This is a genomic window from Ancylobacter rudongensis (genome assembly GCF_900100155.1).
GTDB lineage: Bacteria > Pseudomonadota > Alphaproteobacteria > Rhizobiales > Xanthobacteraceae > Ancylobacter > Ancylobacter rudongensis.
In genome coordinates this window covers 170,776-185,472 of sequence record NZ_FMTP01000003.1, presented here as the reverse complement: position 1 = coordinate 185,472, position 14,697 = coordinate 170,776, and the positions used below count along the sequence as shown (strand labels likewise).

The following is a 14,697-nucleotide window of genomic DNA, read 5'->3' as shown; positions in this document are numbered from 1 at the left end:
CCCTCGCCGCCTATTTACGCAAGGGCAGGAGACGCGCCGATGGCCAGCGCGACGCCCGCGTCAGCGCCGCTTGAGCGCGTCCATCAGCGCCGCGCCGAGGGCGCCCTGCGGCGCCTTTTGCGGCTCTCGGGCCGGCGGGCGGGGGCCGCGCGGGGGCGGTGAGGAATCGCGCGGGCCGCGCTCGCCCTGGCCACGCTCGCCCTGCGGCTTCGCCCCGCCGACGCCGGCGTCGCGGCGCATGGAGAGCGAGATGCGTTTGCGCTTGAGGTCGATCTCCAGCACCCGCACCTTCACCACATCGCCCACCTTCACCACCTCATGGGCGTCCTTGATGAAGCGGTCGGCGAGCTGGGAGACGTGGACCAGCCCGTCCTGATGCACCCCGATATCCACGAAGGCGCCGAAGGCAGCGACATTCGTCACCGTGCCTTCCAGCTCCATGCCGGGCTTCAGGTCCTTCATGTCGTCGATGCCGTCAGTGAAGGTGGCGGTCTTGAAGGCCGGGCGCGGGTCGCGGCCGGGCTTGTCGAGCTCGGCGATGATGTCGCGCACGGTCGGCAGGCCGAAGCGCTCGTCGACGAAGGCGGCGGGGTTGAGGCCGGACAGCGCGGCGCTGTCGCCCATCAGGCTGCGCAGGTCGTGCCCGCAGGCGGCGACGATCTTGCGGGCGACGCCATAGGCTTCCGGGTGCACGGCGGAGGCGTCGAGCGGCTCAGCGCCGTCGCGGATGCGCAGAAATCCCGCGCATTGCTCGAAGGTGCGCGGCCCGAGCCGGGCGACGTCTTTGAGCTGCTTGCGGCTGGCGAAGGGGCCATTGGCGTCGCGATGGGCGACGACGGCTTCGGCCAGCGCAGTGCCGAGGCCCGACACCCGCGCCAGCAGCGAGGCGGAGGCGGTGTTGAGATCGACACCGACCGCGTTCACCGCATCTTCCACCACCGCGTCGAGCGCGCGGGCGAGGTGATACTGGTCGACATCGTGCTGGTACTGGCCGACGCCGATCGATTTCGGGTCGATCTTGACCAGTTCGGCCAGCGGGTCCTGCAGCCGGCGGGCGATGGAGACGGCGCCGCGCAGCGACACGTCGAGGCCGGGGAATTCCGCCGCCGCCAGTGCCGAGGCGGAATAGACCGAGGCGCCGGCCTCCGACACCACCACCTTGAGCGGCTTGGTGCCGGCTTCGGAGGCGGGGAGGGCGGCCAGCATCTCGGCCACCAGCTTCTCGGTCTCGCGGCTGCCGGTGCCGTTGCCGATGGCGATGAGATCGACCTTATGCGCGCGGATGAGGCGGGCGAGTTCAGCCTGCGTGCCGCGCACGTCGTTCTTCGGCTGGAAGGGATAGACGGTGGAGGTGGCGAGCAGCTTGCCGGTGCCGTCGACGACCGCCACCTTGACCCCGGTGCGGATGCCGGGATCGAGCCCCATCGTGGTGCGCGAGCCGGCCGGGGCGGTGAGCAGCAGGTCCTTGAGATTGCGGGCGAAGACGTCGATCGCCTCCTTCTCCGCCCGGGCGCGCAACTCGGTCATCAGATCGAGCGAGAGGTGCAGCGAGAGCTTGACCCGCCAGGTCCAGCCGGCGACCTCCATCAGCCACATGTCGCCGGGCAGCTTGTCGCCGATGGCGTAGGCCTCGGCGATCATCCGCACCACTGGCTTCAGCGGGCGGGTATCCTCGGCGTCGACTTCGATCTCCAGCGCCAGCACATCCTCATTGCGCCCGCGCAGCATGGCGAGCGCGCGGTGGCTGGGGGCGTTGGCCCAGCGCTCGACATGGTCGAAATAGTCGGAGAACTTGGCACCTTCCTCCTGCTTGCCGTCGACCACGCGGGCGCGGAGATTGGCGTTCTGCCGGAGATGCCCGCGCAGCCGGCCCAGCAACTCGGCATTCTGCGCGAATTGCTCGGAAAGGATGTCGCGCGCGCCTTCTAGCGCCGCCTTCACATCCGCCACCTCTTCGGTGAGATAGGCGGCCGCCAGTTCGGCCGGCACGGCGGCGCGGTCGGCCAGAATCGCGTCGGCCAGCGGGCCGAGGCCGCGCTCGCGGGCGATTTCCGCCCGGTTGCGGCGCTTGGGCTTGAAGGGAAGATAGATGTCCTCCAGCTCCGCCTTGGTGACGGCGGCGGCGAGCGAGGCTTCCAGCTCCGGGGTGAGCTTTTCCTGCTGGCGGATGGAGTCGAGAATGGCGGCGCGCCGCGCTTCCAGCTCGCGCAGATAGATCAGCCGCTCGCCGAGCAGCCGCAGCTGGGTGTCGTCCAGCCCGCCGGTGGCCTCCTTGCGGTAGCGCGCGATGAAGGGGACGGTGGCGCCCTCGTCGAGCAGGGCGATGGCGGCTTCCGCCTGCTGCGGGCGCGCGCCGATCTCCTGCGCGATCGTCTGCGCGATCTGGCGGGCGATGGCGGCGGCGAGGGTGCTTTTATCGGTCATGCGGAACACGGAATCGCTTGAGGGGAAGGCGAGACCATATTCACTCACGCGGACGAAGGCCACGCCGCGCAGGCGGCGCGACGTGGCTTGTGGATGAGGCGCGCGGCTTTAGCGGATCAGCGGCAGGTAGTGATGGGGCAGGCGCATCGTCACCAGATCCTTCCGCCGCACCACATTTGTGGGGTAGGGCGTGTCGAGATTGGTGGTGTCGATCTCCGTCGTGACGACCCCCTCGCCGGCGGTGAGGATCGCCTCGCGGCGGGGAAACTCGAACGTATCCGGCCCGAACACGCCGCTCTTGCCGCCATAGCCAGAGGCCTCGTCGAGCACATTGGCGAAGGCGAGGTGGACATTGTTCTCGCCCGCCCGCGCCCGCATCAAATGCCAGTGATGCGGGTCAGCGCCGGTTGGGATCGGGTAGTTCTGGGCGATCGCCGTGCCGGCATGGGCTGAGGTGAGCGCCCCGCGCAGCGCCGCCGGGCAGAGAATGAGGTCGCAGCCGCGCAGCGCCAGCACCCGCCCGGCTTCCGGGAAGGCGGCGTCGTGGCCGATGAGCAGGCCGATGCGGCCGAACTTGGTGTCGAACACGCCCCACTCATTGCCGGGCGTCGCCCAATTATGGTCGGAGGCGTCGAGATGGGTCTTGCGGTAGCGCCCGATCACCCCCTGCGGGCCGACGAGGACGGCGCTGTTATAGAGCGTGCCGCCCTCATCCTCGGCGAGGCCGGCGGCGAGGTGCAGGCCATGCCGGGTGGCGATGGCGATGAGGCGGGCCACCGCCGCGCCGTCCACCGGCACGGCGGCCGGCGCGTCGAGGCCGGTGATCGCGCGCTCGGGGAAGACGACGAGTTCGGCCCCGTCCGCGCGGGCCTGGGCGGCCAGCTGCTCGATGCGGTCGAGATTGGCATTTGCGTCGCCGGTGGGGGCGAACTGCGCCACCGCCACCTGCGAGCGCCTTCCCTTGGGCAGTGGGCGGTGGCCGTAGAGGGTGAAGAAGTCGAGCGGATTCCAGGCGAAGGTGGTGGTCGGCAGCTCCATATAGAGCTCCGGCCGGCGCTGCTCGAACACGGGTTCGCCGAGCATGCGGCGGGCGCGGGCGCGCTCCAGGTCGATCTCGACGCAGGCGACGCCGTCGCCGGTGTCGATCACCGCCTCGATCGCCCCATCCGGGCCGATGACGCAGCTGCCGCCGGAAAACTGCACGGTGCGCTCCAGCCCCCAGCGGTTGGATTCGATGAGGTAGCAGCTGTTCTCCACCGCCCTTGTGATCCAGTAGGGCGCGGGGGTGCGCTCGGCCAGCCAGTTGGAGATGTGGCAGATGATGTCGGCGCCGCCGAGGCCGACCAGGCGCGCGGTCTCGATGAAATGGATGTCCATGCAGACCAGCAGGGCGATGCGCCCGACCGGCGTGTCGAACACGGCATGGCCGCGATCGCCCGGCGCCGACCATTTCGGCTCGGCGATATAGGGGTGGGTCTTGCGGTGGGTGCCGACCACGCCCTCCGGCCCGATGAGCACGGCGGAATTGTAATAGAGGTTGGTTTCCGGATCGACCTCCGGCATGCCGATGACGATGTGGCAGCCCTGCTCGCGGGCGAGAGCGGCGAAGCGCTCCGTGGTCGGGCCGGGGATCGGCTCGACGAAGGGCGCGACCTCGGCGCGGTCGAACCAGCAATAGCCTGTGGTGCCCATTTCCGGGGTGACGATCAGTTTGGCGCCGTCCTGCGCGGCCTCGATGACCAGCGCTTCGAGGCGGGCAAGGTTGCGCTCCTTCTCGAACATGGTCGGCTCGAACTGGACGGTTGCGACCTTCAGCTTCGCGGTCATCGGCGGTCTCCGGGCAAGGGGGAGCGTTCGGCGCCCGGCCTGTGCAGGCGGCGGGGTCGGGAATGTCGCTCGGATGGCGGGTGTGTCGGTGTCAGGCCGTCATGGCCGGGGCTGTCCCGGCCATGATCAGTGGGGCTTGGCTCAGGCCGTGAGGTACGACTTCAGGATCGAGGCGCCCATCGTGTATTTCGGGTCCACCATGTTGCCGAGCCGCACGCGGCCGCACTGGGTGAGCAGCATGTAGGCCTCGATCTCGTCGAAGCCGTAATCGGACGCCATCCAGCGGATGAGGTCGCGATAGGCCATGCGGGTGGCGTCTTCCATCGGCCGGGTCGAGCCGATGGACATGATGAACTCTTCCGTCTCCAGCCGCGGCGTGTGGATGGTCCAGCCCTTGATCAGGTCGATCTGGATGGTGGTGACGGTGGGGTGTTCAAGCGCCACGCCGCACAATTCGCCATCGCCCTGGGTGGCGTGGCAGTCGCCGAGATAGAGCAGGCCGCCGGCGATGTTGACGGGCAGATAGATGACGGCGCCGATGCCGACATCCGGCAGGTCCATGTTGCCGCCGTAATAATCCGGCTGCAGCGAGGTGATCGCCTCGATTTCCGGCGAGGTGCCGATGGTGCCGATGAAGGGCACATAGGGCAGGGTGATCTTGTCGCTCCACTTGGTGCCGGTTTCGGCATCGACATGCAGCTTCTTCACCTTGACCGGCAGCGGCGCGTTCAGCATCGCCGTGTCCTTGGTCGGCACCAGGCCGCCGAAATCCGGCATGATCAGCGTGGTGCCGACCGGCTGCGGGCCGCGCGGGACGATGTTCTTGATGTAGACCGCGAGCGTGTCGCCCTTTTCCGCGCCATTGACGAAGATCGGGCCGTTCTGCGGATTGAGATAGGGGAAGTTCAGGATCTCCAGCGGGTTGTCGGTCTCGCTCTTGATCGCGCCCTCGAAGGCGTCATGCGTCTCCGCCGCCACGACCGCGCCGGGATCGACCCGCAGCACCGGATCGACATAGGGGCCGTAGACATAGTGGTACTTGCCCTGCTCCGCCTCGGTGAGGGAGTGGGTGGCGCCCGCCTGGCCTTTGGCGAGGCCTTTGCGTGCCATGAGGGAGTTCTGGAGCCAGGACATGGGGTTCTCCTTGATTTCTGGCTGTGCGATCAGACGGCGAGATGGCGGCGCATCGCCTCGCCATCGGCGAGGTCCTCGCGGGTGAGTTCGGCGACGACGCGGCCCTTGTCCATGACATAGCAGCGCTGGGCCATCGCCCGGATCATGTCGATGTTCTGCTCCACCAGCACGACGGTGACGCCGGTATCGGCGTTGAGCTGCACCATGATGCGGGCGATGTCCTGCACGATGTTTGGCTGGATGCCCTCGGAGGGCTCGTCGAGCAGGATGAGCTGCGGATTGGCCACCAGCACCCGGCCAATGGCGAGCTGCTGCTGCTGGCCGCCCGACAGCGTGCCGGCGCGCTGGCTCCAGCGTTCGCGCAGGATGGGGAAATAGCCGAGCACCCGCTCCCGGTCGGCCTCGCTGACGCGGCCCGCGCGCATGCCGCCGACCGCGATGTTCTCGCCGACGGTGAGGCGGGGGAACACGTCGCGGCCCTGCGGCACATAGCCGATGCCGAGCCGCGCCCGCCTGAAGGCGGAGAGCTGCTCGACCGGCCGGTCGCCGAACACGATCGAGCCTTCCATCGCCGGCACCAGGCCGATCAGGCTCTTCATCAGCGTGGACTTGCCCACGCCGTTGCGGCCGATGACGGCGACGATCTCGCCCTGGCGCACCTCGATGTCGAGGCCCTGCAGCACCGGCTTGCCGCCATAGCCGGCGCGCAGGCCGAGGGTGGAGAGCATGACTTCCTTACGCATGGGGCGCTCCCGTGGTCGCGTGGGCGGTCTCGTGAGCGGTTTCGTGTGCCGTGGTCTGGCCGAGATAGATGGCGGCGACGTCCTCATTGGCGACGATCTCGTCGATCGAGCCTTGCGCGAACACCTTGCCCAGATGCAGCACCGTCACCTGCTGCGCCACCTGACGGACAAAGGCCATGTCGTGCTCCACCGCCAGCACGGTCATGCCCTGCGCGTTGAGGCGCTTGACCATTTCGCCGGTGGCATGGGTTTCCTCCGGCGACATGCCGGCGGTGGGCTCGTCGAGCAGCAAAAGGCGCGGCTTGAGGCTGATCGCCATGCCGATCTCCAGCCACTGCTTCTGGCCGTGCGAGAGATTGCCGGCGAGGCGTGTGGCATCGGCGGTGAGGTTGAGGAAGGCGAGCAGCTTGTCGATCTCCTCGCCCAGCACGGCGGGGTCATAATGGTGCTGCATCGCGATCTCCAGGTTCTGCCGCACGCTCAGCGCCTTGAAGATGCCGGGCACCTGGAACTTGACGCTCATGCCCCGGCGGATGCGCTGGAACGGCTTGAGGCTGGTGATGTCCTCGCCGCCGAACAGGATGGTGCCGCTGCTCGGCAGATGCTCGCCGAGGATCAGCCGGAACAGGGTCGACTTGCCGGCGCCGTTCGGGCCGATGAGGCAGTGGACCTCGCCGGCCTGAAGCGTCAGGTCGACATTGTTGGTGACGTGCAGGCCGCCGAAGCGCTTGTTGAGGCCCTGGGTCTGGAGCATGGGCATCAGGCGTCTCCCGGCTGCCGCTTGGAGAAGGGACGGGCGATGAGCCGGGCCAGCGCATAGATGAGGCCGCGCGGCGCCAGCAGCACGGTCAGCACCAGCATGATGCCCATCACCACAAGCGCGTACTGGCTGCCATGGATGGTGAGCGCCTGGAACACGGCGAGCACGGTGATGGTGCCGACCAGCGTCGTGGTGAGGTCCGAGCGCCCGCCGACCGCGACCCAGACGATGGGCAAGGCGGCGGCGGTCATGCCCATGGAGGAGGGCGTGATGTACTGGCCCCAGCTGGTGTAGAGCACGCCCGACAGCCCCGCGAGCGCGGCGCCGATGACGAAGGTGCCGAGCTGGTATTTGCGGATGTCGTAGCCCAGCATTTCCGCCCGCTCCGGGTTCTCACGGATGGCGACGAGCACATTGCCGAAGGGCGAGTTCACCAGGATGCGCAGGCCGAGATAGACCAGCACCAGCATGCCGAGCACGACGTAATAGAGCTGCACATCCGGGAACAGCACGATGTCGCCGCCGGGCCAGGGCACGGTGAGCGGGGGCATGTTGCTCATGCCGTTGAAGCCGTTCAGCCGGGCGGCGCCGATCTTCCATTCCGGCCCCGCCGTCTGCGCCATGAAGCGCTCCAGCACCAGCGTCACTGACAGCGTCACGATGCCGAGGAACACGCCGGAGATGCGGCCGAAGAACAGGAAATAGCCGAGCAGCGCCGCGAACAGCGCGGCGATCGCCACCGCGAACAGCAGCGCCACGAAGGTGAAGCCATAGGCGGCGCCGAAATTGATGGTGAGGATGCCATAGGCATAGCCGGCAATGCCGAAGAACGCCGTCTGGCCGAAGCTCAGCGCGCCGCCATAGCCCCAGATGAGCGAGAGGCCGAGCGCCATGAAGATCCAGGTGAAGAAGTACACCGTGTTGCCGACCGTGTAGCCGTCGGAGAACAGCGGGTAGGCGCAGGCGCCGGCCAGCACAATGAGGAAGCCGATCCAGAAGCCGGGCCCCCGGCCCAGCGTCTGCGGGCCTTCGAGGCGGGCGAAGAAACGTGAGAGCGCGTTCATGTCAGTTTTCCGTGTCCGGGATCAGGCCCGCTCGCGCAGGAGGAAGCCGGAGATGCCGCGCGGCAGCACCCGGATGACGATGATGACGGCCATCAGCAGGCCGATCTGGCCGGCCAGCTGGCCGTACCAGGAGGTCATGGTCGCCTTGACCACGGCCAGCACCGCCGCCGCCGGCGCGGTGCCGAGGAACACATCGGCGCCGCCGACCACCACGGTGACGAAGGCTTCCATGATGAAGGTGGTGCCCATGGTCGGCACCAGCGTCATGGTCGGGGCGTAGAGCCCGCCCGCCAGCCCGGCAAGGCCCGCGCCCAGCGCGAAGGTGAGGCTGTAGACGAGGCGGGTGTCGATGCCGAGCGCGGCCGCCATGTGCGGCACCTGGATGGTGGCGCGGGCCATGACGCCAAAGCGCGTCCAGTTGAACAGCGCATAGAGCCCGGCGATCACCACGACCGCCATGCCGCACAGCACGAGGCGGTAGAGCGAATAGGAATAATCGCCGACGGTGAAGCTGCCGAAGGGCGTGCCGACGCCGGCCATGGTGGAGCCGAGCAGGATCAGCGTGCCCTGGGTGAAGATGAGGCTGAGCCCCCAGGTAGCGACGATGGTGTCGAGCGGGCGGTCATAGAGATGGCGGATGATGAGGATCTCCACCAGCGCGCCGACCGCCGCCGAAACCAGCGCCCCGATCAGGATGGCGAGCGGCAGCGGCACGCCGGCATGGGCGGCGGAGACGGTGACATAGGCCCCGCACATGATGAATTCGCCATGCGCCAGATTGATCACGCCCATCATGCCGAAGATGACGGCGAGGCCGCAGGCGGACAGCACCAGGAAGGCGAAGGCGTCGCCGAACTGGTAGAGCGCGGAGAAGGCGAGTGTTCCGACATCCATGTGCGGTGGGGCCCTTAATCATTCGCTTCGAGGGGACAACCTTATCCTGAGCCGCGCGGGAACTGCGCCTCGAAGGATGGGTGGTCGGGATGACGCCGTTCATGGCATCCCGGGGCCCCTCACCCAGCGGGACAGCTGGGTCCCCGGGTCAAGCCCGGAGATGAGGGGACGGCAGGTGAGCAGATCAGGCGATCGCCCCGGCCAAAGCTGGGGGGGCGGGCCGGGGCGATGCCTTCGGGTGCCGCCGAGGGGAACAAGGCGGCAGCCGGATGGGGCTTTCTATTAGCTCTCCCCGTCGGGGAGAGGTGGCCCGGATCGATCGGGCCGTCATCCGGAAGCCTGACCGAAAATCCACTTACCCCTCATCCCCGGGCCTGACCCGGGGATCCAGCCCTCGTGCCGGTGAAGGCAGGAATTCTGGGTGGCCGGGTCAAGCCCGGCCATGAGGGGAGAGATGGGGACAGATCAGTTCTTCGGCGGCGGGTTGGAGGGCGTGTACTGCGCGCTCGGGTCGCTCTTGGTCAGGTCGCAGCCGGCTTCGCCCAGCCAGTACGGCTTGATGTCCTCCCACACCTTCGGGAAGGTGATGGAGTGATCCTCGCCGACCTTGGCGAGATAGATGGTGTGCGACATGTGCTGGCTCTTCGGGTCGAGGCAGACCTTGCCCTCGGGAGCGTCCATGCAGACATCGCCCTTGGCGATCTCCTTGCGCAGGTCGTCGCGCTTGGTCGACTTCGCCCGCTCCACCATCTGCTTATAGAGATAGACGGCGAGATAGGAGTTCTCGGCTTCCTGGTTCACATAGGGCTCGTCCGGGAACTTGGCCTTGAACTTGGCGAAGAATTCCTTCGACGCCGGGGTGTCGATTTCCTCGATATAGTTGGTGGTGACGTACATGTCCTTGAGCGATGGCGGCTTGAAGCGCTTGTGCTCATAGCCCTGGCCGACGTTCACCGAAGAGGCCATCGGCAGGTTGACGTTGGCGGAGGCGGCCTGCTCGTAATAGGAGGCCTGCGCGGTGCCGACCAGCAGCGTCACCACGAAATCGGGCTTGGCCTTCTGGATGTTCTGGATGTTCTGCGAGAACTGCGACACGCCGAGCGGGATGAAATCCTCGCCGACCATTTCGCCGCCATTCTCCTTGACGATGTTGCGCACCCATTCGGCCGAGATCTGGCCGAAATTATAGTCGGCGGCGAGCGTGTAGACCTTCTTGCCGTACTTTTCCATCATCCACGGGATGAGGGTCGAGAACTGCTGCTCGGGCACCGCGCCGGTGACGATCATGTTGGCGTCGCAGACGCCGCCTTCATACTGGTTGTTGTAGAAGGCGAGGCCGTCGAACTGGTTGACGATCGGGCGGTAGGCCTCGCGCGAGGCGGAGGAGAAGCCGGCGAAGACCGCGTCGACCTTGTCGCGCTGCAGCACGCGGCGCATGAATTCCTGGTAGCGGGTGTTGTCGGACTGGGTGTCGTAGATCACCAGTTCCAGCGGGCGGCCATCAATGCCGCCGGCCTTGTTGATCTCCTCGGCGGCGAGCTGGATGGCGTGCACCTTGCCGATGGTCGCGGCGGCGAAGTCGCCGGACTGGTCTTCAAGCACGCCGAGCTTGATCGGATCGGCGGCGAAAGCATTTGCGACGCTGAGCAAAAGCGTCCCCGTGAGGGCTGCGGCACGCAGCCCCCGCATGGTCTTCCCGTTCATTTTCTTCTCCTGTGAAAGGTTATCTTCTTTCCGCGCGTGACTCCGCCGGACGGAGCTGCATCGGTTCATCGAGGGGGCCAGCCCTCGCCGTCAGGAACGCCTCGCAATAGGCCTCAAGGGTCTGCCGCGAGCGCATGCTTTCGCGCCGAAGCCATTCATAGGCCTCGTCGTCATCGACGCCCGCCTCGGACATGCGGGCGATGATGGACTTCACCACCGCGCGGCGTCCCCGCCGGCGGCGATCCATGTCGTCGAGCCGCGCCCGAAGGTCGCCGCGCAACAGGAACTGGTTGATGCCGAGGAACAGCGCGGTGTAGACTGCGCCGCCCTGCACGGGCTTCCGCAGGAACGCCGAGGCGCCCAGCTGGATCAGGTGCTTCAGCCGGCTCGGCGCTTCCACGCCGACAAGGCCGATCACCGGCACTGGGGGATGATGGGCGCCGGCGTCGATGTCGAGCGCCACCGGGTTGTCGAGATCGCCATCGATGAACAGGATGTCGCGCTCGGGCTGCAGGCTCGCGAGGTCGATCTGCGCCCGCCCGTCGACCAGCGCGGGATAGACGGTGGCGACGCCGAGCTTGCCGAGCGTCTTTTCCAGCGCTTCCACCGCGGTGAGGCTGGACGTGACGATGTGCGCCCGCCCGCCATTGAAGTTCTGCAGCAGCCGAGGTGCCATCACTTTACCACTCTCAGTGAAGAGTTGCGGGCAGCGACCGCATAGCGCGGCGAGGATTGGACGAGATAGGGGTCCGGGCGCACCGGGCCGGGCGCTTCGACGAGAATGTCGAAGCGGGCCTGCGCATTTGAAATCCCGATTCGTGGCGTGAGATAGGCGTGCAGGGTCTGCGGGTCGATCCGCACCTCGCCCTGCGGGGCGAGCAGATGCTGGCGGGTGGCGGCTTCCTTCACCGCCTCCACATCATCGGTCCCCGCCTCGGCCAGCGACAGGATCAGCAGCTTCATCGCGATATAGGAGGCTTCCGCATCGGCCGAGCTGGTGGGGCCCTCGGGGAAGGTCTCGCCATAGAAGCGGGTGAAGGCGGCGTTGGCGGGGGAGGCGAGCGAGGAGAAATAGACCGAGGAGGAAAGATGACCGTCCACCGCCTCCTGGCCGATCTCCTCCAGCTCCGGCTCGGAGAGGGTGCAACTGACCACCGGGAAGGTTTTGCGCTGGTCGATGCCGCGCGCGGCGCAGGCGGCGCGGAAGGCGCGGAAGAAGGCGTAATTGCTGGTGCCGATCAGGTTGTTGAACACGAAGGCCGGCCGCGCCTCCAGGATCGCCTCGACCACCTGGTCGATCTCGGTGTCGCCCACCGGCACATAGCGCTCGGCCAGCACCCGGGCGCCGCGCGCGGTCATCGCCTCGCGGAAGATACGGGTGTTCTCCCAGGCCCAGATATAATTGGAGCCGACGCAGAAGGCGGAGGAGCCGAGCGTCGCCAGCGCGTGGTCGACGAGCGGCAGCACATGCTGGTTCGGCGAGGCGCCGGTATAGATGACATTGTTGGAGCTCTCGAAGCCCTCATAATGGGAAGGATACCAGAGCAGGCCGTCATGCTTCTCGAAGCAGGGAATCACTTCCTTGCGGCTGGACGAGGTGTAGCAGCCCACCACATGGCGGATGCCGTCATGCAGCAGGTCGCGGCTCAGCGCGGCGTAGCGGGGAAGCTCGCCACCGGGATTGACCACGACAGGCTCGATGGTAAGGCCGGGCGCCGGGCGCTCGGCCACCGCCAGCAGGGCGCCGTTCAGCATCGACCGCGCGACCACGCTGTACGGCCCCGTCGTCGAGAACATGACGCCTATGCGGACGGTTTTCGACACGCCTTGCTCCAACCGGGCCTGAGGCCCAAACGATCCCGGGCCGAAGCCCAAAACAAAAAACGCCCGCCGGCCGTCAGGCCGTGGGCGTCGTTGCCACCAACCAGCAGCGTGAAAACGCCGTCGTTGGAAATGTTCACCGAAAGTGCCGCGACAATGGGCAGCTTTGCCCGTCGCTCGTTTTCTAGGCTCGCGTGAAGTTACCTTCTTGTCAAGAACCTTTTTCATGCGCGGGCAGGCCTGTGGAGCCCGCGCGCGCCTCGCCGAGAATCCAGGCGATGAGATCGCGCGCCGGCTCCGACAGGGTGGCGCCCGGCGCCAGCCAGTAGCCGGTTTCACGGCGCGCCAGCGACGGGCCGATCGCCACCAGCGTGCCGTCGGCCAGCGCCCCGTCGATCAGCCCGGCCCAGCCCAGCGCCACGCCCTGGTCGGCCATCGCCGCCTGCACGACCAGGCCATAGGTGTTGAGGCTGAGATCGCTCGCCGCCGGCCCGCGTGCCAGCCCCATGGCGGCGAACCAGTCGCTCCAGCCGAACCAGCGCGGATGCGGCGTGCTTTCCAGATGCAGCAGGGGGAGATTGCCGATCCGCGCCGGCTCCTGCCCGAGGCCGTGGCGGGCGGCAAAGGCGGGGCTGCACACCGGCCAGATCCGTTCCTCGACCAGCTGCACGCTCTCGGGCGGAAAGTCCCGCCGGGCGCCGAACAGCACGGCGACATCCTCCGCCCCGTCGAGGCCGTGATCCGCGCCGGCGGAGGCGATGATGTGCACGTCGGTCTCCGGGTGCACCTGCCGGAAGGCGGCGACGCGCGGCATCATCCAGAACGAGGCGAAACCATAATCGGTGAACAGCCGCACCACCGGGCGCCGGCTGAGGCGCCGCACCGCGCGGGCGGCCGTGTCGATCTCGCCGGCCGCCGCCCGGGCGGCGCGGTGCAGCAGCTCCCCCGCTGGGGTGAGCGCGCTGCCGCGATGGCCGCGCACGAGAAGCGGCGTGCCGAGCTGGGTTTCCAGCTCGCGCACCACATAGCTCACCGCCGGCTGCGACAGGCCGAGCGCGCGGGCCGCCGCCGTGATCGAGCCGAGCCGCCCGACGGCCTCGAACACGCGAATCCAGCCAAGGTCGAGTTGGCGTTCAGACATAGAGCCAGCTTATGTCTTTCATCGAAAATATCGGGCTTCACAGGCCAAAGCATTTAACCGCCTGATGTGATGGAGGCAAGGAAGCGGCCGGTCTCACAAGGCGGCTCCTTGCACATTTCGCGCGTCTCATCCCCTTCCAGAGGTGTCTCATGATGACCCGTACCGTGCTGGCCGCTTCGGCCCTTTCGCTGCTTCTCCTCGCCGGCCCCGCTGCGGCGGCGGACGCGCCCGCCTGCAAGACCATCCGCATGTCGGACCCCGGCTGGACCGACATCACCTCCACCAATGCGATCGCCGGCGTGCTGCTTGATGGCCTCGGCTACACCCAGGACGTGAAGACGCTCTCGGTGCCGATCGGCTATGAGTCGATGAAGAACGGCAATGTTGACGTCTTCCTCGGCAACTGGATGCCGGCGCAGCAGAAATTCATCGACGCGCTGAACGAGGCGAAGGCGGTGGACGTGCTGGCCACCAATCTCGAAGGCGCCAAGTTCACCCTCGCCGTGCCGACCTATGTCGCGGAAGGCGGCGTCAAGGACTTCAAGGACCTGGCGGCTCATGCCGACAAGTTCGACAGCAAGATCTACGGCATCGAGCCTGGCGCGCCGGCCAACCAGAACATGTTGAAGATGATCGAGGCCAATGATTTCGGCCTGAAGGGCTGGAAGGTGGTGGAATCGGGCGAGCAGGCCATGCTGGCGCAGGTGAAGCGCTCGCAGAACGGCAAGGACTGGATCGTCTTCCTCGCCTGGGCGCCGCACCCGATGAACGAGACCTTCGACCTCACCTATCTCTCCGGTGGTGATGCCTATTTCGGCGCTGATTTCGGCGGCGCCGATGTGCGGACCCTCGCCCGCGCGGGCTGGGCGACCGAGTGCCCGAACGCGGCGACCTTCTTCAAGCAGCTGAAGTTCGACCTCGCGACCGAGAACGCCATGATGGGCAAGATCCTCGATGACGGGCAGACCCCCGAGGCTGCCGCCAAGGCCTGGATCAAGGCCAATCCGGCCGCGCTCGGCCCCTGGCTCGACGGCGTGACCACCTTTGACGGCAAACCCGGCCTGCCGGCGGTGAAGGCCTCGCTCGGTCTGTGACCCCTGTGGGGAGGCCGGTGGCGCCCGCTGCCGGCCTGCGCCCTGCTTGCGCCCACCGTCCCGTCCACAATCGGCCTGCCGCCTGGAACGT

12 protein-coding genes are annotated in these 14,697 nt (G+C 67.4%); 1 reads left to right on the top strand and 11 read right to left on the bottom strand.

Annotated elements, in window-relative coordinates; translation table 11 throughout:
- Positions 1–60 precede the first annotated feature (60 nt).
- The 11 genes from BLO63_RS09030 to BLO63_RS08980 all read right to left on the bottom strand — a co-directional run bounded on the left by BLO63_RS09030 (position 61) and on the right by BLO63_RS08980 (position 13,512).
- Entirely contained in the window at positions 61–2,424 is a 2,364-nt protein-coding gene (locus tag BLO63_RS09030) for a Tex family protein (protein WP_091440384.1), read from the bottom strand.
- Between the two features lie 108 nt (positions 2,425–2,532).
- Positions 2,533–4,251: a nitrilase-related carbon-nitrogen hydrolase gene (locus BLO63_RS09025; protein ID WP_091439327.1), complete on the bottom strand. Its 1,719-nt coding sequence runs from the start codon at positions 4,249–4,251 to the stop codon at positions 2,533–2,535.
- A 141-nt stretch (positions 4,252–4,392) separates the two neighbouring features.
- Positions 4,393–5,385: an acetamidase/formamidase family protein gene (locus BLO63_RS09020; protein ID WP_091439325.1), complete on the bottom strand. Its 993-nt coding sequence runs from the start codon at positions 5,383–5,385 to the stop codon at positions 4,393–4,395.
- Between the two features lie 29 nt (positions 5,386–5,414).
- Positions 5,415–6,128 (bottom strand): ABC transporter ATP-binding protein, encoded by a 714-nt coding sequence (locus tag BLO63_RS09015; protein WP_091439323.1) that lies wholly within the window; start codon positions 6,126–6,128, stop codon positions 5,415–5,417.
- Complete coding sequence (locus BLO63_RS09010; RefSeq protein ID WP_091439321.1) at positions 6,121–6,888, bottom strand: ABC transporter ATP-binding protein; 768 nt, start codon at positions 6,886–6,888, stop codon at positions 6,121–6,123. The genes BLO63_RS09015 and BLO63_RS09010 overlap by 8 nt, the downstream gene beginning before the upstream one ends.
- Entirely contained in the window at positions 6,888–7,952 is a 1,065-nt protein-coding gene (locus tag BLO63_RS09005; RefSeq protein ID WP_091439319.1) for a branched-chain amino acid ABC transporter permease, read from the bottom strand. Before BLO63_RS09005 ends, BLO63_RS09010 begins: the two co-directional genes overlap by 1 nt.
- Before the next feature lie 21 nt (positions 7,953–7,973).
- A complete protein-coding gene (locus tag BLO63_RS09000) occupies positions 7,974–8,846 on the bottom strand; it encodes an ABC transporter permease subunit (RefSeq protein ID WP_091439316.1) in 873 nt (290 codons plus the stop codon).
- A gap of 465 nt (positions 8,847–9,311) precedes the next feature.
- Positions 9,312–10,550: an urea ABC transporter substrate-binding protein gene (locus tag BLO63_RS08995; RefSeq protein WP_091439313.1), complete on the bottom strand. Its 1,239-nt coding sequence runs from the start codon at positions 10,548–10,550 to the stop codon at positions 9,312–9,314.
- A 19-nt stretch (positions 10,551–10,569) separates the two neighbouring features.
- Positions 10,570–11,226 carry an ANTAR domain-containing response regulator gene (locus BLO63_RS08990; RefSeq protein WP_091439311.1) on the bottom strand — a complete coding sequence of 219 codons (657 nt, stop codon included), beginning with the start codon at positions 11,224–11,226 and terminating at the stop codon, positions 10,570–10,572.
- Positions 11,226–12,374: a transporter substrate-binding domain-containing protein gene (locus BLO63_RS08985; protein ID WP_091439307.1), complete on the bottom strand. Its 1,149-nt coding sequence runs from the start codon at positions 12,372–12,374 to the stop codon at positions 11,226–11,228. Before BLO63_RS08985 ends, BLO63_RS08990 begins: the two co-directional genes overlap by 1 nt.
- Before the next feature lie 208 nt (positions 12,375–12,582).
- A complete protein-coding gene (locus BLO63_RS08980) occupies positions 12,583–13,512 on the bottom strand; it encodes a LysR family transcriptional regulator (protein WP_091439305.1) in 930 nt (309 codons plus the stop codon).
- 149 nt (positions 13,513–13,661) lie between these two features.
- On the opposite strand from BLO63_RS08980, the gene BLO63_RS08975 reads away from it, so the two are divergent.
- Complete coding sequence (locus BLO63_RS08975; protein WP_091439303.1) at positions 13,662–14,606, top strand: choline ABC transporter substrate-binding protein; 945 nt, start codon at positions 13,662–13,664, stop codon at positions 14,604–14,606.
- Positions 14,607–14,697: the final 91 nt, after the last annotated feature.